Raw genomic sequence first — 21208 nt, forward strand, 5'->3', positions numbered from 1 at the left:
GGCCCGCCGCGCCATATGGGAGATAAACACCAGCATAGAGGAATAACAATGAAGGGAATGACCCTCTCTCCAGTGGCTCTGGCCCTGGGACTGGCGCTGACACTGAGCGCCTGCGACAACCAGCCTGTATCCCAGAGCGACACATCTGCCCAAACCCAAGCGCCTGCGCTGCAGAATGGCACAGGCACAAACCCAGCCTCTGCCAAGGCCGAACAAACCCGGGACAACCCTTTCTTCCAGCCCTGGAATACTTACCTTGAAATCCCCGCCTTTGATCGCATCAAGTCCGAGCATTACCTGCCGGCCTTCAAACAAGGGATTGCTGAGCGCAAGGCAGAGATTCAGGCCATCATAGATAATCCGGCCGCCGCTGACTTTGCCAACACCATAGAAGCCATGGAGCGCAGTGGCGCCTTGTTGACCAAGGTGTCAGGGGTATTTTATAACCTCACCAGCGCCGACACCTCTGCCGAGCTGCAGAAGATCTCCAAGGAAGTATCCCCGCTGTTGTCTTCCAGCCGCGATGATATTTACCTGAACAACGCCTTGTTTCAGCGGGTTAAGGCTGTCTATCAGCAAAAAGATCAGCTGGTACTGAACCCGGCGCAGCAGAAACTGCTCGAAGATACCTACAAACGCTTCAGCCGCGGCGGTGCCAACCTGGATGACGCCGGTAAGGCGGAGCTTAGAAAGCTCAATGAAGCGATTGGCAAGCTGAGCCTGGAGTTCGGCGATAATGTGCTGGCAGAAACCAACGACTTTGAACTTGTGATAGACAAACAGGCCGATCTGGCCGGTCTGCCGCAGGATGTGATTGACGTTGCCGCCCAGGCGGCCATCAAGCGCGGCCATCCCGGCAAGTGGGTATTTACCACCCAACGCCCCTCCGTCACCCCATTTTTGACCTATGCCGATAACCGAGAGCTGAGAGAAAAACTCTACAAGGGTTATATCGAGCGCGGTAACAACGACAACGCCCACGACAACAAGAAGGTGCTGGCAGAGCTGGCGGCTCTTAGAGCCAAACGAGCCCAGCTTCTGGGCTATCCGAGCCACGCCCACTATGTGCTGGAAGAGCGTACCGCCAAGACTCCGGAAAATGTCTACGCCCTGCTGGATAAAATTTGGCCCGCCGCCCTGGCCCAGGCAGAAGCCGAAAAGGCCGAGATGCAAAAGCTTATCGACAGCGAAGGCAAGGACTTCAAACTGGCCGCCTGGGACTGGTGGTACTATGCCGACAAGATACGTGTCGCCAAGTACAGCTTCAACGAACAGCAGACCAAGCCATACTTCTCGCTGGAAAACACCCTCAAGGGCGTGTTCTACACCGCCAACCGCCTCTATGGCATCAGTGTCACCGAGCGTGACGATCTGCCCAAGTATCACCCGGATGTACGCACCTTCGAGGTGAAAGACAAAGACGGCAGCGTTATCGGTATCTTCTTTGGCGATTACTATGTCCGTGACAGCAAACGCGGCGGCGCCTGGTCCAATGCCTATCGCCGTCAGGCGGTGGTCGATGGCGTCAACGAGCAGCCCATCATAGTCAACGTACTCAACTACCCTCGTCCCAGTGGCGATGAGCCGACGCTGCTGACCTTCGATGAAGCCGGTACCCTGTTCCATGAATTCGGCCATGCGCTGCACGCCTTGCTGTCCAAGGTGGAGTATCGTTCCCAGTCCGGCACTTCCGTGCCCCGCGACTATGTGGAGTTCCCGTCACAGGTGATGGAAAACTGGATGACTCAACCGGATGTGCTGGCGCATTTTGCCAAGCACTATCAAACCGGTGAGGTGATCCCCCAGAGTTTGGTAGACAAGATCCGCGCCGCCAGCAAGTTCAACCAGGGTTTCGCTACGGTGGAATACATGGCAGCCACCAAGCTGGATCTGGACTGGCACAGCAGCAGCGTTACCGAACCTCAGGATGCGGCCGCCTTCGAGCAGCAATCGCTGAGCAAGATGGGGCTGCTCCCCGAGATAGCGCCGCGCTATCGCTCCACCTACTTCAGCCACATCTTCTCCGGAGGATATTCGGCCGGTTATTACTCCTATATCTGGTCTGACATTCTCGGCGCCGATGCCTTTGAGGCCTTCAAGGAAAACGGTATTTTTGACCCGGCTACCGCCAAGGCGTTCCGCAGTAACATCCTTGAGCGCGGTGGCAGTGAAGATCCTATGGCTCTTTACAGGGCGTTCCGTGGTCAGGAAGCCGCCATTGAGCCACTACTGCGCAGTCGCGGCCTGCTGGCGGAATAAACGCTCGCCGGATTGGTAATGTCCAGCCACGCAAACAAAAAAGCCGTTCGCTGAGTGAACGGCTTTTTATTTCTTTCTCTGGGCTGGGCTTTCTCAAGGCTGGACTTTCTCAAGGCTGACTGGTGTATTGCTTGACTCCGGGCGGGATAACAAACCAGTCCTGCTTTTCACTGACCCAGGCATGGGCGCTCGGCTCAATGATACGGGTATCTTCCAGGTTGCTGGGCTTGAGCTTGATGCTCTGCGGCTCCGCCGGGTTATAGTGATAGATACGATTGCCGCAACGACCACAAAACTTGGCGGCGCTGATATTGCCGCTGGCCGAACCACGCTGCCAATGGCTCAGTTCGCCACTGAATTCTATATCTTCGGCTCTGACAATCGCCGTGATGCTGAAGGCACTGGTGGACAGCTTCTGGCATTCCTTACAGTGGCAGGCCACCACCATCTGCGGCGGCGCCAACAAGCGATAACTGACTGCGCCGCACTGGCAACTGCCCTTGATGGGATAACGAATAGCTTCCATAGCTTTTATCACCTTCTCTTAGAAAAACACCCGCCATTTGGCGGGTGTTATCAAAGGGTTCAGTCTACCAGACCTCGGCGCTTGAGCAGCGCATCCACTGTGGGTTTCTGGCCGCGGAACTGGATGTAGTCTTGCATCAGATCCTCACTGTTCCCCTTGGAGAGAATTGCCTGACGATACTTGTCACCATTGGCTCGTTTGAGGCCGCCTTCTGCCATGGTATGGGCAAAGGCGTCGGCTGCGAACACTTCGGTCCACAGGTAAGCGTAATATCCGGCCGAGTAACCGCCGCCGAATACATGACTGAAATAAGTCGACTGGTAACGCGGCAACACAGGCGCATAATCCAGGCCGTGCTTGGCGCGGGCCTTGGCTTCGAAGGATTTAACGTCCGCCACTGGTTCACCGGCCTTTAAGGAATGCCACTCCATATCAAGCAGCGCCGCGGCCAGGTACTCTACCGTGTCATAACCCTGGTTGAAGCTGGCCGCTGCACGCACCTTTTCCAGCAAGGCTTGCGGAATCGGCTCGCCGGTTTTGTAATGTTTGGCATAGTGAGCCAAAACATCCGGATCTGTGGCCCAATCCTCGTTGGCCTGGGAGGGGAACTCAACAAAGTCCCTCGGGGTAGCGGTACCAGCCAGGCTTGGGTATTTCACCTGCGAGAACAAACCGTGAATGCCGTGACCAAACTCATGGAACATGGTGGTCACTTCATCAAAGGTCATCAGCGTAGGCTGACCTTCGGCTGGTTTGGGAATATTGAGCGCGTTGTAGACCACAGGTTTGTTATCCAAAAGGAAACTCTGGGTCACCAACTCATCCATCCAGGCGCCACCGCTCTTGCCCACTCTGGCGTAAGGGTCCAGATAGAAAAGCCCGATGGAGCTGCCGTCTTCATTGAATACTTCCCAGGCGCGGACATCCTCCTGCCATACCGGCAGATCCTTGCGCTCTTTCATCGTGATGCCGTAGAACTTCTGCATGGCGTAGAACATGCCGTCATTCAGCACTGTATTGAATTCGAAGTAGGGCTTGATCTGGCTCTCATCCAGATCGTATTTGGCCTTGCGAACCTGCTCGGCATAGAAGGCCCAGTCCCATGGCTGCAGCTCAAAGTCGGCACCACTAGCCTTGATTTGCGCCTGGATATCCTTGCCTTCAGCCTTAGCCTTGGCAACGGCCTTGGGTGCCAGGTCATCCAAAATGGCAAATACCGCATCCGGATTAGCGGCCATCTGATCGGCCAGTACATAGTCAGCCCAGGTTTCATAACCCAGCAGTTTGGCCTTTTCGGCGCGCAACTGTGCCTGCTTGAGTACGATAGGACCATTGCTGGCCATGGCACGATTGGCCGAAGTCTGCCAAATTTTCTCTCTCAGGCCTCTGTCCTCCAGGCTCGACAGCAGTGGTTGGCGGGTAGTATTCACCAGGCTTATCAGGTAGCCCTCTTTACCCGCTTCCTTGGCAGCGTTGGCCAGGGCGCCTATCTCGTCCTCACTCAAGCCTTTGAGCTGCGCCTTATCGGTCACCAGGATCACATCATCCTTGAACGACTTGAGAATGTTTTGCGAAAACTCGGTCGACAATGTAGCCAGCTCACCGTTGAGCTCACGCATTTGGGTCTTGTCGGCTTCGCTCAATTTGGCGCCGGCACGAACGAATTGATTGTAATAGAAGTCCACCAGGCGTTGATCTTGCGCGCTCAGGCTATCTTTATGGTGGTAGACGGCTTCAACCCGGGCAAACAACTTGGGATTGAGGAAAATATTGTCGCTGTGCTCGGTAAGCTTGGGAACGATTTCCCCTTGAATGGCTTGAAGCTCATCATTGGAAAGCAAGCTCACCATACTGAAAAACACTCTTGTTGTGCGGTTGAGAAGAGCGCCGCTCTTTTCCATCGCCACTATAGTGTTATCAAACGAAGCGGCTTCGCTGTTGTTAATTATGCTGGCGATCTGCTGCTTGTGTTCCTTGAGCCCGACTTCAAAGGCCGGCAGATAGTCTGCTGTCTTTATCTTGTCGAACTGCGGGGCATGATACTGCAGCGGACTTGGGCTGAGCAGCACATTGCTTGCGGTTTGCTCGGCACTTTTTGCCTCTGGCATACTTTGACTCACTTGTTTTACCTGGGTATTGCTGACGGTTTCATTGGTTTGCTGTTCGGCACAGGCACTCAGCACCAGTGCAGCGCCTATGGCGGTGGCGATTAATGTCTTACGCATCTTGACTCCATTAACGGCAGGCTATTGCTTAGGGAGGGTACGAATCAGTCCTCATGGCATTCTGCATAGGACTTGTTCGCACCTTCCATTGTTATAATTTGCTACCCGGGACACCTGTCTCGGCGGGGCAACAGCCCTGTTGATTCCCGCCATTACCATAACAACTCTTCCGCTGTTTGGACAATGACTTAACTGTAAGAAATTCTGCCCTGGGCCTGATTGAACAAAGATCCTGCTTCAAGGCTGTGCAAACACACCGGAATAGACACTAATGCCACTATCCGACAAGGCATTAACTTGCTACGCGTCACAAATTGTCACCGAATCATGACGTCAGATGTCACACAAGTGTCTTCAGCTTTGGCTATACTGCGCCGCGTTAACCAGATTAATCACATGGTTAACAGTGATCTAACCAGATGATGGGCGGGATAATCTCCCGGGGTCAATAATAAAAACCAAGAGTAGTAAACAATGCAAACCAAGACATTAATCACACTGGCGATTGCCGCCGCACTGGGACTCAGTGCCTGTAACAGCGACGACAAGGATGAACCAACGGTGAGCGTAGATCTGCGGGTATTGGAAACCACAGATCTGCATACCAACATCATGGATTACAACTATTACAGCGGCAAGGAAGACCCCACTATAGGTCTGGCCCGTACCGCCAGCCTGATCCACGCCGCCCGCAAAGAAGTCACCAACACTGTATTGGTCGATAACGGCGATCTGCTGCAGGGCAGCCCCATGGGCGACTATATGGCCAAAGTGGGCATCGCCGATGGCGAAGTGCACCCCGCCTACAAGGCGATGAACCTGCTCGATTATGCCGTGGGTAACATAGGCAACCACGAATTCAACTACGGCCTGGATTTTCTGGAAAAATCCCTCGCCGGCGCCCAGTTCCCCTATGTCAACGCCAACGTCTATTGTGATGCCGATGATTGCTGGAACGGGGTCAAAAAAGGTGACAACCTGTTTACCCCTTACCTCATCAAGGAAACCGAGGTTAAGGACACTGACGGCAACAGCCACAAGCTCAAGATTGGCTATATAGGATTTGTGCCTCCGCAAATTATGCTGTGGGACAAGCAGAACCTCACCGGCAAGGTACGCGCCGAGAGCATAGTGGAGAGCGCCAAGAAATTTGTGCCGCAAATGAAGGCTGAAGGCGCCGATATCATTATCGCCATTCCACACTCAGGCATTGGCTCCACCGAAAACCCAGGCGATCCTGCTGCCGAAAACGCCACCTATGCCCTCACCTATGTCGACGGTATTGATGCCATCATGTTCGGCCACAGCCACTCCGTCTTCCCCGATGCCCGCTATGGCGACTTGCCCAACACAGATGTGGAAAAAGGCCTGCTTAACGGTGTCCCCGCCGTGATGCCGGGTCGCTGGGGCGACAACATGGGCCTGGTCGACTTCAAACTGCAACGTAAAGACGGCAAATGGACTGTGCTCTCGGCCCGCACCGAGGCACGCCCCATCTATGACGGCACCAACAAGACACCGCTGGTGGAAGCCGATAAGGACATTCACGACGCGGTTGAGCTGGAACACCAGGGCACTATGGCCTTTGTCGAGCAGCCAATCGGGGTCGCCGCCGCCGACATGTTCAGTTTCCTGACGCTGGTGCAGGACGACCCGACGGTGCAGATTGTCTCCGACGCCCAGATAACCAACGTCAAGGCCAAACTGCCGGAAGCACTCAAGTCATTGCCGGTGCTCTCTGCAGCCGCGCCGTTCAAGGCCGGTGGCCGTCACAGTACCACCAGTGATGCCGATCAGTATGTGATGGTGGACAAAGGGCCGCTGACCTTCAAGAACGCCGCCGATCTCTACCTCTACCCCAACACTATGGTGGCGGTTAAGCTAAACGGCGCTGAGCTGAAAGACTGGCTCGAGTGTTCGGCCAACCAGTTTAACCAAATAGATCCAGCCAGCACTGAGCCGCAAGAGCTGGTGAACTATAACCACCCCACCTATAACTTTGATGTTATCGATGGCGTGACCTACAAGATAGACGTGACTCAACCGAGCAAATTCGACGCCGATTGTGCTCTGGTCAATGCCGATGCCTCGCGAATTGTGGATCTGGCCTTCACCGACAGCGAAGGCACTGTCTATACAGGTGAAACCCTGGCGGCCAAGGAGTTTATCGTCGCCTCCAACAACTACCGCGCCTTTGGCGGAAAGTTTGCCGGCACCGGCAGCGAGCACGTGGTACTGGAACTGCCGGACACCAACCGTGAAGCTCTGGCGGCTTACATCACAGAGCAATCCAAGTACAATCCTGAAACCGACAAGTATGACGCCATGGTTAACCCCACGGCCGACTATAACTGGGACTTCAGGAATATAGATACGAATGTTGCTCTGGACATCCGCTTTGTCACCCAGGACAGTGACAAGGCCGCCAACTTCATCCAGGCCAACCAGCAAAGGACCATGACCAAGCTGAGTACCGATGAACTGGGCTTTGCCGTCTACCGCATAGATCTCAAGCCTGCCCAATAAGGCTGTCAGCTGAGACATAAAACGAACCAAGCGCCCTCAGGGGCGCTTTTTATGTTTCTTCACAGATTAAACTTGCCATGATTTAAGCCTTTGACAATGTTATAAAGTAAGTACAGTAAAACACCAGACTCACTCAGCCGTCACGACGGCAAGATTGCAGGAAATCTTTTATGTCTTCGATACCCGCGCCCTTCTCCCAAGCCTGTGAAAACAACCGCGAACCGATACTCAGGATTCTCAAACAGGCATTCTCAGGCTGCCGCAGGGTATTGGAGATAGGCAGTGGTACCGGTCAGCACTCGGTCTACTTTGCCCCAGAGTTACCGCACCTGGTGTGGCAATGCAGCGATCAACCCCAGTATCTGGATGGGATCCGCGCCTGGCATAGCAAACTCCCGGCGAGTAATCTGGCCGAGGTGATCACTCTGGAGGTGTGTTCCCCCTGGCCGCAGGCGGCAACTGAGCCGGCACCGGATGCCATCTATAGCGCCAATACTGCGCATATCATGAGCCAGCCCATGGTGGAAGCAATGTTTACCGGCATAGGCAAAGTATTGCAAAGCGGCGGCCGTTTCTGCCTCTATGGCCCTTTCAACTACCGAGGCGATTACAGCAGCGACTCCAACCGGGTGTTCGATGCCATGTTAAGGCAGCGCGATCCGCAAAGCGGCATTCGCGATCAGGAGTGGATCCTGATGCTGGCCGCAGCCCAGGGGCTTGAGCTTTGTCAGGATCATGCCATGCCCGCCAACAACCGCCTGCTGGAGTTTATTCGTAAAACGGTTCGCTAACGGAGGCAAAGTGATGGGCAAAACAAATGTTTTGCCTGAAAAGTCTAGGCGCTATCTGCCTCTGAAACGCCTTTGTTTTTACACGGCTTTGGCGTAGAGAAACAGATCTGTGGCCTTGACTTCACCCTGCTCCAGATAGGGTTTACGCAGACTATCGATGAGCTCAAACCCGGCCGCGGCCAACTCACTGACGAAAAACACTTCGGGATAATAGTGGATAAAGACCCTGTCTCCAGCGCTGGAGCTTTGATAGCCGGACGCTTGATAGTCGTCCTCCATCGAGGCCAGATACAGGAGCCCGCCGTCATTCAGTAGCGCACGGCAGTCTTGCAGTAAGGCCATCACATCCTGACGTTCAAGATAAGGCGTGACGAAGAGCAGAAGTATTGCATCAAAACCCTCTGGCGAGTCTAAGCCTTCTAGGGCATTAAAGCCATCAAGGGTATTAGAGCCATCAAAAGCCCCAAGGCTTACGGGCGTTGCTGCACTTTCAGACACATCGAGGGGAGCGATAGCCTGCACGGCATCAGTTTCAAGCAGCGACGTCAGACAACCAAGCTTGCGGCTATCCAGCCGATAAAAACGTCCCTCGGGTAACAATTCACCGGCAAGTGCCACCATGGCGGGCGCCGCATCTATACCCACTATCTCGAGCTCAGGCACCCTTTTTGCCAACATGCCGCTGACATGCCCAGGGCCACAGCCGATATCCAGTAACCGCAGGCGCCGCCCGGCACAGGCCTGATACTGCTTCAGCAAGGAGGCGAATCGGTTATGGGCCGAGTCATAACAATCGTTGCCGGCAAACTTATCCCGATAGGGAAGCGCCATTTTGTCAAAGGTGGCCACGGTTTCCCGGTACTTATCCATTGTGCTTCTCTCCCTGCACCATCAAGAGTCGAGGCTCAGCATACTGACTGGCACAGAAAAAAGCCAACCTCAAGGGTTGGCTTTATCAGAGAGGACTTATTCGCACCTTCCCTTATCAAGGATGGCAGACGTTATGCAGCTCCAGGTTGGTACCTATATCCTTGTTGCGGTTGGCCTTGGCATCGTCGTTACGCAGCTGGGTCAGATGATCCAGATAGGCCTGATCCACATCCTTGGTGATGTAGTGACCATCAAACACTGAGGTTTCGAAGCGCTTGATATCTGGGTTTTCCATTCGCACCGCTTCCACCAGATCGCTCAGATCCTGGAAGATGATGCCATCTGCGCCAATGATACGGGCGATTTCATCGGCATCACGGCCATGGGCAATCAGCTCATTGGAGGTTGGCATGTCTATGCCGTAAACGTTGGGGAAGCGGATTTCGGGCGCGGCCGAGGCGAAATACACCTTCTTGGCACCGGCTTCACGGGCCATCTCGATGATCTGCTCTGAAGTGGTACCACGCACTATGGAGTCGTCCACCAGCAGCACATTCTTGTCCTTGAACTCGGCGTTGATGGCATTGAGCTTGCGTCTGACCGACTTCTTGCGCTCCTGCTGCCCAGGCATGATAAAGGTACGGCCGATATAGCGGTTCTTCACGAATCCCTGACGGTAAGGCAGATCCATGCCACGGGCAATTTCCAGGGCGATATCACAGGAGGTTTCCGGAATAGGGATCACCACATCGATATCATGGTCATACCATTCCTTACGGATCTTCTCACCCAGCTTGGCGCCCATGTTGACCCGGCTGGCATAGACTGACACCTTGTCTATGGTGGAGTCCGGACGGGCAAAGTAAACGAATTCGAAGATACAGGGGGCATAACTTGGCGCTTCGGCGCACTGACGGGTAAACAACTCACCTTCCGTGGTGATATACACGGCTTCGCCGGGAGCCACATCGCGCATCACTTCGAAACCAACGGCATCCAGTGCCACGCTTTCTGAAGCCACCATATACTCGGTACCAGAGGCTGTCTCATGCTTGCCGAGCACCAGAGGGCGAATACCGAAAGGATCGCGAAATGCCACCAGGCCCTGACCAATAATCATGGCCACCACGGCGTAGGCACCGCGGGTATCGGCGTGCACCCGGGAGACGGCATCGAACACTTCATCCGGGCTCAAGGTCAGGCTGTCGGTCTTGTCCAGCTCATCGGCCAACAGGTTGAGCAGCACTTCAGAGTCGGACGTGGTGTTCACATGGCGGCGCTTGTTACGCAGTCCTTCGGCCAGTTGCAGTGTGTTAGTCAGGTTGCCGTTGTGCGCCAGAGAGATCCCGAAAGGAGAGTTCACATAAAACGGTTGGGCTTCAGAGGCACTGGAGCTGCCGGCTGTGGGATAACGCACATGGCCTAAGCCGGCGTTGCCCTGCAGCCGCTGCATATGCTTGGGTTCAAATACGTCCTTGACCAGACCATTGGCCTTACGCAGGCGAAAGGCATTCTGATCGATAGTCACTATGCCTGCAGCATCTTGGCCACGGTGTTGAAGCACTGTCAGTGCATCATAGATGGTCTGATTGACCGCCGAGCGGCCAACGATTCCGACGATACCACACATGGGTAAGCTTCCTCATTGTAAGATGTTCTGATAATTGTATTTTTTATATTTTGGGTACAAAGCTTGAGGTATTTTCCAAGTAGTCAAAAAACCACTGGATAACCACCCCGAATTCGGGCACCAGTTGCGAACCCTGCCACCAATCGGTTTTGGGCGCGCCGGTAAAGGCATCCATAAAAAAGAGTATGGCACTGACTATCAATGCGCCGCGCAGCGCACCGAAACACAGGCCAAGAATTCTGTCCGTTCCTGAGAGTCCTGTCTTGGAGACCAACTGGCCTATCAAATAGTTCACCAAGGCCCCCACTATCAGGGTGACAATAAACAGGATGGCGATGGCGACCCCGTTTCGCAGCACCTCATCATTAATTTGGGTGATATGAACGGCAAGGTCCTGATAAAACTGACTGGCGATGAAAAAGGCGGCGAACCAAACCACCAGCGACATGGCTTCTTTGGCAAAACCACGGATCAGACTGATAAGAGTCGATAATCCGATAACTATGATGATGGCGTAATCTATCCAAACCATGGGTAGAAGTATCCGGTGAAGATTTAAGTCGGCGGGATTCTACCAGAGAAGGCAAGCATTCTCACCCCCGGGGGCGTAAATAATTGCTTGCCGACTCGGGGCAAACTGTCATCTTTCCTGTGGGTTATAGCGAACCACTTTACCCTTGAGTTTGGTCAACTCTTCAACCTTCTTCTGTTGCTGTTTGATGCGATCACTGGAGACATCCGGACCGACAAACACCCGGGTCAGTTTGCCGTCCACAGGCTTGTCCGGCAAGGTATAGGCGCTGAATCCGGCCTTGCGCAATTTGGCTACCAGGGCTTTAACATTGGCCGCGTTACTGAAGGCGCCGAGCTGTAAAGTCCAGGCTGCATCACTGGGTTTAGCCTTGGGTTCGGGAGTCTTTTTGACCTCCTGTGGCTTGGATTGGGCGGTGTTGGAAACACTGTTTTCGATAGCCTTCACCTCGGGAGCGGGTTCGACTTCAACCTGAGGCTCGTCTGTCTCCTGTGCCAAGTCTAGGGTCTCGGCCAGATCTAGGGTTTCAAACTCTCCCGGCTCCGCCAATTGCGATTCGGTATCCGGCCGCAGCGGAATTTCGGTGAACTGCTCCTGCTGGCGCTCTTTCTTGCCATCGAGAATGTCCGGTAAAAAGATCACCCCCAAGGCGACCAACACTACGGTACCTACCAGACGGTTATGAAACTGAGTCGACAAAATATCTTCCTTCCAGTCTTAGATAAGCGCTTTAAAGCCCGAAACAGTGTAAAAGGAGCCAAAGACAATTACCACATCTTCGGCGCCGAGTTTGGGTTTGAGGTATTGCCAGCAATCTTGCATCTGTTCAAATTCCCGGGCGTCACAGCCATCCGGCAGGGCTTTTCGCAAACGGCCAGCATCGGCACCACGCTCATTATGCAAGGTCACCGCCAACCAGCTGTCTATGCTAGGTGCCAGCGCCTGCATCACGCCTTCGATATCCTTGTCCTTGAGCATACCGCAAACACCATAGACTCGTCCCTTGGCCTGCAGTTCATCCAGCCTTTGCGCCAGATAGCGGGCCGCGTGGGGATTGTGCGCCACATCCAAAATAATCAGCGGCGCCTCGCAGATATGCTCCATTCTGCCGCTGAGCCTGGCACTGGAGAGCCCTGAGCGAATCGCCGCTTCGGAGAGCTCAGGCCAGAGTTGTTCCAGCGCAGCCAAGCTAGTAGCGGCATTGGGCAGAGGTAGTTGCGGCTTGGGTAAGCCCTCAAACTGCCAGTGCTCACCGCAAAAATCCCAGCCTGTGCTGGTTTGCTTGTAGGAAAATGCCTGCCCTACCGCCTTGAGTAAGGCGCCCTTTTCATTGGCAACCTCAACTACGCTGGCAGGCATCTCGGCATCGCCCACTATCGCCGGGCGTTTCTGACGGAAAATGCCGGCCTTCTCACGGCCAACCAGTTCCCGGGTGTCACCAAGATACGCCTGATGATCAAGATCTATGGCGGTTACCACACTGACATCGGCATCTATGATATTGGTAGCATCCAGCCGGCCTCCCAGGCCCACTTCCAGAATAACCAGATCCAGCTTGGCCTGCTTGAACAGCAGTAACCCGGCCAGGGTGGCATATTCAAAGAAGGTCAGCGAGGTGTCGCCTCTGGCCGCCTCTATGATTTCAAAGGCCGAGATAAAGTCGCTATCCGGCGCATCGACACCGTCTATCCGCACCCGCTCATTGTAATTGAGGATATGGGGCGAACTGTAAACCCCGACCCGATAACCCGCCGCGCGCATGATCTGCTCCAGCATACGGCAGGTGCTGCCCTTGCCATTGGTACCGGCAACTGTGATCACCTTGGTGCTGCCCAGTGACAGCACCCCGAGCCTGGTCGCAACTTGGGTGACCCGCTCGAGCCCCATGTCGATTTCAGTCGGATGAATAGCCAGCAGGTAGTCCAGCCAAACTGACAAAGGAGCGTCGGCTCCAGGTAGTGGCGGCAGATGAGCGGATGATTGCGACATTTGATTCTTCCCTTAAATCTTGATGTTGCCGCAAGCAAAAGCGTGGCGGCAACAGCATGCTAACGGTTTCAGTCCGGCATAAACAGTGGGCCCATGGCCAACTTGGGCAGTTGATATTGCTCAGGATAGCTGACATGCACCAGATAGAGGCCATTAGGTTTAGCCGTGGGGGCAGCCTGGGTTCTGTCTTTAAGTTCCAGCAACTGACCCAGCCAATCCAGCGGCTGATTGCCAAGTCCTACTTCCAGCAGCGAGCCGACTATGTTGCGCACCATGTGATGCAAAAAGGCATTGGCTTCGATATCCACTATCACATACATGCCCTGGCGGGTCACACTGACCCTGTGCACATTGCGAAACGGGGTGCGCGACTGGCATTGGATCGCCCTGAAACTGGTGAAGTCGCGCTCACCCAGCAGATACTGGGCCGCCTGATGCATCTTCTGCTCGTCGAGGTCTCCGTGATAATGGCTGACGCCACCACGCAAAATGCCGGGACGGAAATTATGGTTGTAGATGATATACCGGTAGCGGCGAGCAGTTGCCGAAAAGCGGGCATGAAAACTGTCATCCACCTCTTTGGCCCAGCGCACCGCGATATTGTCCGGCAGATTGGCATTGACGCCCAGGGTCCAGGCGCCTTCGTTACGAATCGCAGAAGTATCAAAATGCACCACTTGCCCGGTGGCGTGTACCCCGGCATCGGTGCGACCGGCGCATTGCAGTGCTATCGGCTCATTGGCCACTTGGGACAAGGCCCGCTCCAACTGCCCCTGAACTGAATCCACTTCGGCCTGGCGTTGCCAACCATAATAGCCGCTACCATCATATTCGATACCCAACGCAATACGCATCTGTTTCTCCCCTGATCTCAAGGCGGCGAATTCTACCACAGAGCGGGCATTCGCCTCCAAGAAAAAGCCCGAACAAGCAACAGACTGCATAAAAAACGGCGCCCCTGGCGCCGTTTGAGTATCGATTGAGTCTAGCCCAAGGTTTTTATCAGGGCCGCGGCTTCCTCTTGTTGCTTGGCATTGCCGTCCAGCTCCACCTCTTTAAGCAGCGCCTTGGCGGCATCCTTATCATCGATTTCGATATAAGCCCGTGCTAAGTCCAACTTGGCATTGACCGAGTTTTCCTCATCATCGACATCTATCATAGTGGCGGCGCCTACGAGAGAGTCGAGCTCCCCCATATCCACATCCAGCTCCTTGTAAGGGTCGGTATCGCTGTTACCTTCATCGGCTTCATTCAACAGGCGCTCGATATCGATAAATCCGTTTTCCTTCTGGAAGGCGCTGAGGTCATGTTCAGTCACGGCGCTAGTGCCCGCCTTGCCCTTTTCTTTGGCATCAAGGGCCGCCAGCGCTTCATCCACTGTCAGTTTATGCTCTTCGAGATCCAGCGAGTCAGCATTATCCAGGTCGAGACTGAATTCTTCATCCGCCTCTGCGTCCTTGGCCACAGTTTCAGAAAAAGCTGCCAACAACTCGTCGTCACTCAGGTTCTTGTCATCGCTGCTGTCAATATCCAGAGCCAATTCAGACTCGGTCGCTATGGCGCTATCAACAGCATCAGGCTGCTCTTTCGCTGATGGCTCTTCCTTATCCTCAACGGAAGGCTCTTCTGGCGCGGCAGGATCCCATTCAAGAACATGCGGATCATGGCTCTTACTGCCAGCTTTGAGATCGTCGAAAAAGCCGGAATCCTTGTCGCTGCCTTGACCGCCTGGCTCGCTGTCAGTCTTTTGTGCCTCACTGGCCTCGGCTACATCGGAAAGCTGCGATGTGTCAGCTTCCTGAGATTGCGACAACTCCGCCAACATGGCATCCAATTCATCATCGCTGCGATCTATTACATCTTGCTTCTCAGCGGCGATTTCTTCGGCATCTTCACTAACTGCCGTTTCATCAGCCAGTCCAGTCAGCAAGGCATCAAGCGCTTCGCTGTCGTCAGCAACAGCATTGGCTGCACCAGTGGCTTGCTTGTCGGCATAAACAACCGACTCGTCCAGACCCGCCAGTAAAGCATCGATATCGGCTTCAGCATCCTCGGCCTCTATATCTATATCGCTGCCTTCCAACTCGGCTGCGATAGCTTCGCTGAGTTCGTCTTGATCATCGACTTCTGTCGGGGCATCAAAACCGGCCAGCAAGGCATCGATGTCAGCCTCTTCACCCTGTTCGGCATAGGTTGAGTCGTCTTCATCCAATTCGGCGGCAATGGCAGCACTGAGATCTTCATCAGCCTCTGGCACTGCACTCTGCGCATCTTCATCAAGTTGAGGCTTCTCTTCGACTGGGGTGTCAAACCCGGCCAATAGCGAATCCAGATCAACCTCCTGAAGATCTTCATCTTGGGTTTCATCAGCTAATTCAGCGGCAATGGCGGCACTGAGATCTTCATCGAGTTCATCAGTCGCTGTGTTGGTGTCCTCATGAGACACCTCCAGCTCTTGTGTTGGCTCAAGATTGAATTCTTGTTCAAACACAGGCTCTTGCTCAAGCTCTGTTTCAAACTCTTGCTCGAAGGCCGCAGTCACATCTTCAGGCAAGGTTTCGCTCAAATCGGGTTCTGAGGATACTTGCTCTTCTGTTTGCAACTCTTCCGGAATAGCATCCTCTTTATCGCTATCATCCAAGCCGACAAGTAGCGAGTCCAGATCGTCTTCAGCGGGCTCTTCGGGTTTCTCGTCCAAATCCTGTTCACCCATTGCCTCAGCCCAGAGATCATCCAGAGACTGACCTTCATCTTCGGCATCCTGACTATCATCTCTCTCGCCCGAGTCGATAAACATACCTTGAGCCATGTCCATCTGCTCACTATCGTCGCCTTCAACCTCAGGCTCGGGTTGCAATGCAGTACCACTCACATCCAACAAAGATTCAATCGAATCGTCCTGATCATCATCCAGATGTACGGCTAATTCATCGTTGGCGTTAGCCATCTCGGTCGCAGCCGCGCCGGCAACGGCTGCCGCGACCACTGGAGCGGCTTCGGTCTGTGGTGCTTGGGCATCGGCCTGTTTACGCCTGCGACGCAGCATGCTCCACAGCAACAATAACAGCAGTACCGCAGGGACGGCGGCAGCCAGCACCAACAATAATGGATTATCCATCAGGCTACGCCAGAGATCGTCCGGCGCTTCCGCTTTGGTCTTGGCTGCTTGAAGTTGTTGTTTGAGGTCAGCGTTTTCGGCCTTGAGTTGCTGCTCTTGCTTTTTGCTGGCCTGCAGCGATTCTTCCAATACCGACAGACGCTGATTCAGTTCATCGATTTGAGCCTGCAACCCCTTATTATCAGTGTTAGCCACCAAGAGCTGATCCTGAGCGCGACCCAGTTCATCGGTCAGGCTCAAGTTGCGGCTCTGCAACGCTTCAATGCTGTTGTCATCGGCCGCTTCTGCAGTAGTTTCCTGGACTGTTTTTTCGGTTGTGGTGGCTGGCGATTTGTCTGCAGCGACTTGAGCAGGCTCAGTCACTGGCTCGCTCTCTTTCGGCGGCGCGCTGTCTTCCTTGACACCTGTATCGACTTTAGATGGCTGCGCTACCGTTTGAGTTTGGGTGGCCGGAGATGATTTATCTGCTGCTTGGCTTACAGGCTCGGGGGCAGGCTCGGGGGCTTTAGCGGTTTCGACTCTACCATCATCGTCCTTTACCGACTTGCCGGAAGACCAGCGCTTGTCATCCTGCTCTGCGCGGGCTCGAGCCATACTCAAGGGGATGGCCTGCATCACCTCTTTAGAAGGGATCAGCAGTATCATGCCTCGTTCTAGGCTGTTGTAATTATTGGATGAAAAAGCGTGCGGGTTGGCTTCAAATATAGCGGCCATGACCTGATAGATACTGACGCTGGGATCCGGTCTGACTTTCTGGGCAATGCTCCAGAAGGTGTCCGATGGCGTTGTCGGACCATACTGACGCACCTGTTGGCGCACCTGACCGTCAGGACCGGTAATTTTCAGGCTTTCTGCATTAACGGGGGTAATCGTTGTGCCTGGATTCAGGGCAAAAAAAGCGGCCATCAGGCCAACAAGATATGAAGTGCGAAAGTTCATCCATTCTTCCCTTTCAAGCGCTGGTTTCGCCGACTGACGACTGGCTTTAGGCATTTGTATTTATTGAGATTACTATAAACCAGAAATCCCCGCCCTGCTACTGTTCACATTTGCAAAACAAAAAAAGCCTGCTGCTTGCAGGCTTTTTCAACAGAAACAAGGAGTTCTAGAGATAGTCGCGGATTAAGATTTCGCCTATCTGTACACTGTTAAGCGCCGCGCCCTTACGGATATTGTCAGAGACCACCCAAAGATCTATGCCCAGATCGTGGGAGATATCCTTGCGTACCCGGCCGACATACACAGGGTCGCTACCGGCGCCTTCGGTGACGGCCGTTGGATAATCGTCATCATCTTCAAACAACACCACGCCTTCTGCATCCCGCAACACCGCCTTGACTTCGGCGGCATCAACCGGCTGCAGTGTCTCGATGTGAATCGCTTCCGAGTGGCCGTAGAATACAGGGACTCGCACCGCAGTAGGGTTAACCAGAACATCGCTGTCGCCGAGGATCTTCTGAGTTTCCCAGACCATCTTCATCTCTTCTTTGGTGTAGCCGTTTTCCATAAACGTATCTATGTGCGGCAACACGTTGAAGGCTATCTGCTTGTCATAGACCTTGGGTTCTGATGGTAGGCCCTGCAACAGCTTGGCGGATTGCCCCGCCAGCTCTTCAATCGCCTTTTTACCGGTACCGGAAACCGACTGATAAGTGGCCACATTGATACGGCTGATCCCAAAGGCATCATAGATAGGCTTGAGCGCCACCAACATCTGAATGGTTGAACAGTTGGGGTTGGCAATAATATTACGGTTACGGAAGTCGGCAATCGCTTCTGGATTCACCTCAGGGATCACCAGTGGAATATCCAGATCATAGCGATAGTGAGAAGTGTTATCTATCACCACACAACCTGCATCGGCCGCAATCGGCGCCCATTTGGCCGAGACATCACCGCCAGCAGAGAAGAAGCCTATCTGCGCCTGAGTCCAGTCGAAGCTTTCTACATCGAGGATCTCCACCTGTTTGCCGTGAAAACTCACGGTTTCACCGGCGCTGCGGCTACTGGCCAGTGGATACAGATTCGCCACCGGGAAGTTACGCTCCTCGAGGATTTCAATCATGGTTTGACCCACAGCCCCTGAGGCACCCAATACGACAACGTTAAATTCCTGCGACATTTACAGACCGACTCCTGAAAAACCTAAATGAGACAACCAATCTACCCCAGAACCCCCGGCGTTTGAAAGGGTCAAAGCACTGAATTCTCGTCTATGGCGGTGATTTTTTCTCATGTCATCAAAACCTGCGGGGTTTTTCAGCATTTTCCGGAATTTTTCATCGTCATCACGTAGATCATAAATAAATCGGCACAAAGACAATAATGCCTTTTCATCGGGTGCACTGCTGATATCGAGCCGGGAGCTCCAACGCTCAGGCAATAACGCCACAAGCGACTTGTCCGCCGGACGATTGAGTATCGCCATCAAGGCCTGATATAACATGAAAGTGCCCCGGGCCTTGCCCTCCAGGCTGTAGCCGGCAATATGCGGAGTCGCAAACTCCACCAGAGGCACCAGCTCCATCATGGGGTTAGGCTCCCCTTGCCAGACATCCAGCACTAACTTGAGATCCGGCCGCTTGGCCTTAACCCGGATCAGCGCGCGATTGTCTATCACTTCACCGCGGCAGCAGTTAAGCAACCAGCAGCCGGGTTTCAGTGTCTCCAGTCGCTGCTCATCAAACAGATACCAAGTGGGATGTTCGCCGCCTCGGGTCAGAGGTACGTGCAGACTAACGATATCGGCGCCGGCAACCAGTTCATCCAGGCTGACAAAGCGGCGGCTGTCGCCAGCCTTGGCCAGCAAGGGATCGCAAAGCAAGGTATTAATTCCGTAGGCCTCAAGGCAGCGCGCCAGCGCAGAGCCTGTGTTACCCGCACCGACTATGCCAACGGTTTTGCCCTTGAGCCGAGTATCAAACCTGTTGGCCAGCTCCAACATAGCGATAAAAGCATATTCGCCAACCGCAGTGGCATTGCAACCGGGAGCATTGGAAAATGGGATATTGCGAGACGCCAGATAAGCCTTGTCCACATGATCTGTCCCTATGGTAGCACTGCCGACAAACTTAAGTTTATGTGCGCCTGCCAGCAGCGCCTCATTGACCTTGGTGACCGAGCGCACCAGCAAAACATCGGCATCGGCCACTGTGGCCGCATCCAGATGACGGCCATCGACGGTCACTATCTCCCCCAGCTCGGCAAACAAGGGCTGCACATAGGGCATATTTTCATCAACCACCAACTTCATCGACTTTCCTGCTCTGTTGTGGATTAAGCCGTTATTCTATCAGCGAGCTACAAGCTTGTCTGAGTCCGGCGCACATTTGAGGAAGGTACTCACAAGCCCCATGCATGTTTTGCGTGGGCTAATAAGCAAAGAAGGAAGCCATTTGGCTTCCTTCTTATTTCACTGACTCAGGTGTTTACTTGTACTTGCGCATCACCAGGGTAGCGTTGGTGCCACCGAAACCAAAGCTATTGCTCATAACAGTGTTGAGCTCGGCATCGCGGTATTCACGCACAATCGGCATACCTTCTGCGGCCGCGTCCAGCTTGTCGATATTGATGGAAGGCGCGATAAAACCTTGTTCAAGCATCAACAGGCTGTATATCGTTTCATGAACACCGGCTGCACCCAGCGCATGGCCTGTCAGCGACTTGGTTGAGGCAATCGCCGGCAGCTGGCCATCGAAGACTTCACGCAAAGCTTCCAGCTCACGCACATCACCGACAGGGGTAGAAGTACCGTGAGTGTTGATGTAATCGATAGGTGTATCTACGGACTCCAGCGCCATCTTCATGCAGCGCACCGCACCTTCGCCGCTTGGAGCAACCATATCATAACCATCGGATGAAGCGCCGTAGCCGATGACTTCGGCATAAATCTTGGCGCCACGGGCTAGCGCATGCTCCAGCTCTTCGACAATCACTATGCCGCCGCCACCAGAGATCACAAAGCCATCACGGTCGGCATCATAGGTGCGGGAGGCTTTTTCAGGTGTGTCGTTATACTTGGTGGATAAGGCGCCCATGGCGTCAAATCCCATGGTCAGGGTCCAATCGATCTCTTCGGCGCCACCGGCAAAGACCATATCCTGTTTACCCATCTGGATCAGTTCCACCGCATGGCCGATACAATGCGCACTGGTAGCACAGGCCGAGCTAATAGAGTAGCTCATCCCTTTGATTTTAAAAGGCGTGGCCAGACAGGCACTGGCTGTAGAAGACATAATCCGCGGTACAATATAAGGGCCTACGCGCTTAACACCCTTGGCACGCAGTGTGTCTGCCGCCTGAACCTGGTTGGAAGACGAAGCGCCGCCGGTACCGACAATAAGACCCACACGAGGATCTGAATACTGCTCTTCGGTCAGGTTGCTGTCTTCGATGGCTTGCTGCATGGCCAAATAGGCGTAGGCTGCGGCATCACCCATAAAACGCAGCGCCTTGCGATCGATAAGCTCAGCGGGATTGAGTTTAATGTCGCCCCAGACCTGACTGCGCAGTTGCATCTCCTCAAATTGAGCTGAATGGGTGATACCACTGCGGCCAGCCTTGAGAGATTCAGTCACTTCTTGTTTGTTATTACCGATACTTGAAACAACGCCAATTCCGGTGATCACGACTCTTTTCATGTTTAACTATCCATTCCGTACAATTCAGTACCTACTTTACGCTGACGCCATGTTAGCCGTTTTACAGCATTTAAGTGGTCAGCTTTCCGTAAACTTGGGTAA

General features: G+C 53.9%; 15 protein-coding genes. 3 read left to right on the forward strand and 12 right to left on the reverse strand.

Translation table 11 applies throughout. The annotated features are described in order from the left end of the window. Positions 1-48: 48 nt before the first annotated feature. A complete protein-coding gene (locus tag CBE72_RS06200) occupies positions 49-2259 on the forward strand; it encodes a M3 family metallopeptidase (RefSeq protein ID WP_100142774.1) in 2211 nt (736 codons plus the stop codon). Positions 2260-2368: 109 nt separating this feature from the next. Here the strand turns inward: CBE72_RS06200 and CBE72_RS06205 are convergent, their stop codons facing one another. Continuing rightward, the gene (locus CBE72_RS06205; protein ID WP_039033435.1) at positions 2369-2785 is read right to left on the reverse strand and encodes a GFA family protein; all 417 of its coding nucleotides are present in this window, start codon (positions 2783-2785) and stop codon (positions 2369-2371) included. Between the two features lie 59 nt (positions 2786-2844). Then, a complete protein-coding gene (locus CBE72_RS06210) occupies positions 2845-5010 on the reverse strand; it encodes a M3 family metallopeptidase (RefSeq protein WP_100142775.1) in 2166 nt (721 codons plus the stop codon). A gap of 474 nt (positions 5011-5484) precedes the next feature. Here CBE72_RS06210 and CBE72_RS06215 point away from each other — a divergent pair, with 474 nt between their 5' ends. Together CBE72_RS06215 and CBE72_RS06220 are read left to right on the forward strand one after the other, a co-directional pair. Continuing rightward, a complete protein-coding gene (locus tag CBE72_RS06215) occupies positions 5485-7536 on the forward strand; it encodes a bifunctional 2',3'-cyclic-nucleotide 2'-phosphodiesterase/3'-nucleotidase (protein ID WP_100142776.1) in 2052 nt (683 codons plus the stop codon). 170 nt (positions 7537-7706) lie between these two features. Further along, positions 7707-8327 carry a DUF938 domain-containing protein gene (locus tag CBE72_RS06220; protein WP_100142777.1) on the forward strand — a complete coding sequence of 207 codons (621 nt, stop codon included), beginning with the start codon at positions 7707-7709 and terminating at the stop codon, positions 8325-8327. 78 nt (positions 8328-8405) lie between these two features. Here the strand turns inward: CBE72_RS06220 and CBE72_RS06225 are convergent, their stop codons facing one another. From CBE72_RS06225 to fabB, 10 genes are all read right to left on the reverse strand, one after another. Then, positions 8406-9197: a class I SAM-dependent methyltransferase gene (locus CBE72_RS06225; RefSeq protein ID WP_100142778.1), complete on the reverse strand. Its 792-nt coding sequence runs from the start codon at positions 9195-9197 to the stop codon at positions 8406-8408. Between the two features lie 115 nt (positions 9198-9312). Continuing rightward, positions 9313-10827, reverse strand: coding sequence for an amidophosphoribosyltransferase (purF, locus tag CBE72_RS06230; protein ID WP_100142779.1), 1515 nt, complete (start codon positions 10825-10827; stop codon positions 9313-9315). Positions 10828-10870: 43 nt separating this feature from the next. Next, entirely contained in the window at positions 10871-11359 is a 489-nt protein-coding gene (locus CBE72_RS06235; protein ID WP_025889046.1) for a CvpA family protein, read from the reverse strand. A 108-nt stretch (positions 11360-11467) separates the two neighbouring features. After that, positions 11468-12058, reverse strand: coding sequence for an SPOR domain-containing protein (locus CBE72_RS06240; RefSeq protein ID WP_100142780.1), 591 nt, complete (start codon positions 12056-12058; stop codon positions 11468-11470). An 18-nt stretch (positions 12059-12076) separates the two neighbouring features. Further along, positions 12077-13348: a bifunctional tetrahydrofolate synthase/dihydrofolate synthase gene (gene folC, locus CBE72_RS06245; protein ID WP_100142781.1), complete on the reverse strand. Its 1272-nt coding sequence runs from the start codon at positions 13346-13348 to the stop codon at positions 12077-12079. A gap of 68 nt (positions 13349-13416) precedes the next feature. Further along, a complete protein-coding gene (truA, locus tag CBE72_RS06250) occupies positions 13417-14202 on the reverse strand; it encodes a tRNA pseudouridine(38-40) synthase TruA (RefSeq protein ID WP_100142821.1) in 786 nt (261 codons plus the stop codon). Between the two features lie 131 nt (positions 14203-14333). After that, entirely contained in the window at positions 14334-17405 is a 3072-nt protein-coding gene (locus CBE72_RS06255; protein ID WP_100142782.1) for a FimV/HubP family polar landmark protein, read from the reverse strand. A gap of 166 nt (positions 17406-17571) precedes the next feature. Beyond that, positions 17572-18588, reverse strand: a complete 1017-nt coding sequence (locus CBE72_RS06260) for an aspartate-semialdehyde dehydrogenase (RefSeq protein WP_100142783.1) — start codon at positions 18586-18588, stop codon at positions 17572-17574. After that, positions 18589-19719 (reverse strand): 4-phosphoerythronate dehydrogenase, encoded by a 1131-nt coding sequence (locus CBE72_RS06265; protein WP_100142784.1) that lies wholly within the window; start codon positions 19717-19719, stop codon positions 18589-18591. Positions 19720-19894: 175 nt separating this feature from the next. After that, entirely contained in the window at positions 19895-21106 is a 1212-nt protein-coding gene (gene fabB / locus CBE72_RS06270) for a beta-ketoacyl-ACP synthase I (RefSeq protein ID WP_100142785.1), read from the reverse strand. Between the last annotated feature and the right edge of the window lie 102 nt (positions 21107-21208).

This window comes from Shewanella carassii (assembly GCF_002777975.1).
In the GTDB taxonomy this organism is placed as follows: Bacteria; Pseudomonadota; Gammaproteobacteria; order Enterobacterales; family Shewanellaceae; genus Shewanella; species Shewanella carassii.